The sequence below is a fragment of the Candidatus Cloacimonadota bacterium genome (assembly GCA_034661015.1).
In the GTDB taxonomy this organism is placed as follows: Bacteria; Cloacimonadota; Cloacimonadia; order JGIOTU-2; family JGIOTU-2; genus JAYEKN01.
On sequence record JAYEKN010000079.1, the window covers coordinates 1 to 1,741 of the forward strand.

The 1,741-nt window shown below is 33.9% G+C and carries 2 protein-coding genes; both read right to left on the reverse strand.

What is annotated here, in order from left to right:
- A partial coding sequence (locus tag U9P79_02715; protein MEA2103542.1) for a class I SAM-dependent DNA methyltransferase occupies positions 1-1,310 on the reverse strand: 1,310 nt, incomplete at its 3' end.
- A gap of 72 nt (positions 1,311-1,382) precedes the next feature.
- Positions 1,383-1,741 (reverse strand): HTH domain-containing protein (locus U9P79_02720; GenBank protein ID MEA2103543.1); only part of this gene is annotated, 359 nt, incomplete at its 5' end.

A 1,741-nucleotide genomic window follows, 5' to 3' on the forward strand; every position in this document is an offset into this window, starting at 1 on the left:
ATTTCTTCGTAATTATATTTTCTGAAACGACCTTCAGGATTTTCTTCAGAGAATGTTTCTTTTCTGGCAAAACGATTTTCAGGATTGTAGCATTTAATGAAATCATTCAAATTTTCAAATTTTAGCGGATTCTTTTTTAGTGTAAAATGGATATTTGTTCGGAAATCGTAAATCCAAACTTCTTTTGTCCAAGGCTCTTTACTGGCTGGTTTATTATCGAAAAACAAAACATTCGCTTTTACACCTTGCTTATAAAAAATTCCTGTTGGTAATCTTAGAATTGTATGGAGTTGTGTATTTTCCAATAATTTCTTACGAACGGTTTCACCGGCTCCGCCTTCAAACAGAACATTGTCAGGTAAAACAACCGCTGCTTTTCCATCAGATTTTAAGAGCGTGTGAATATGCTGCACAAAATTTAATTGTTTATTGGAAGTTGTTGCCCAGAAATCCTGACGATTATAAACAAGAGTATCTTTCTTCTGCTCTCCTGCTTCATTTGTAAAAGTCATACTGCTTTTCTTACCGAAAGGCGGATTTGCCAAAACATAATCATATCGCTTTCCTGTGTCGGCAATTAAGGCATCTGTGGAAGAAATGAAACTATCCCCGTCAATTTCTCCGATGTTGTGCAAAAACATATTCATCAAACACATTCTGCGTGTGTTAGCAACAATCTCATTTCCAAAAAAAGTTTTAAGTTTCAGGAATTCTTTCTCTTCTCTGTTCAATCGTTTATCAGCGATAAAATCATAAGAAGCCAGAAAGAAACCACCTGTTCCGCAAGCGGGATCACAAATAGATTTTTGTGGTTTTGGCTGAACGCATTTTACCATCGCTTTTATTAATGCTCTCGGTGTAAAATATTGTCCTGCTCCGCTTTTAGTATCTTCTGCATTTTTTTCGAGCAAGCCTTCATAAATTTTTCCTTTGATATCGGAACCCATCAAAGTCCATTCTTCTTTATCTATCATATCGATAATTTTATAAAGCTTGGCAGGGTCTTGAATCTTATTTTGTGATTTCAAAAAAATTTGCCCCAGAGTTCCTTTTGCTTTTGCCAATTCACGAAGCAGTTTTGAATAATGAACTTCCAGTTCTGCACCTCGTTTAGAAATCAGGTTTTCCCAATTGAATTCATCAGGGATATTTATATTTCGGTTGTAAGGGGGTTTAGCAAATTCGTCTGCCATTTTTAGAAAAAGCAGATAAGTTAACTGCTCTAAATAATCTCCGTAACCAACTCCGTCATCACGGAGAATTCCCGCAAAACTCCATACTTTTGAAATTATACTCGCTGTATTACTCATTTATTTGTCCTCATTTTTACAGCATCATTATTTAATTTATTGGTAGCATTTTGATAATTCAATTTGTATATATTATTTTTCATAAAAGATTCCTTTATACTTCTCAGTAAAGTGATATGCTCCTGTTTTAGGTGCTCCTACAAATATCACAAAACCTAGTATTTTCAACGTTTTCATATCTCTTTGAGCCTGTGCTCTCGAAATATCCAATTCATTCATTATAGAATTTATGTTTATACTACCGTCTTCAAATATCATTTGAAGTTCTTTTTTATAACGTTGTTTGATTCTCTCATTTACAGCATCATTTACAGCATCATTTACAGCATCATTTACAGCATCATTTACAGCATCATTTACAGAAACTTCTAGATTCTTATTACTGATTCTTTTTGTTGGATGTTCTTTAGGTCCGTAAAACTCTATCGTTA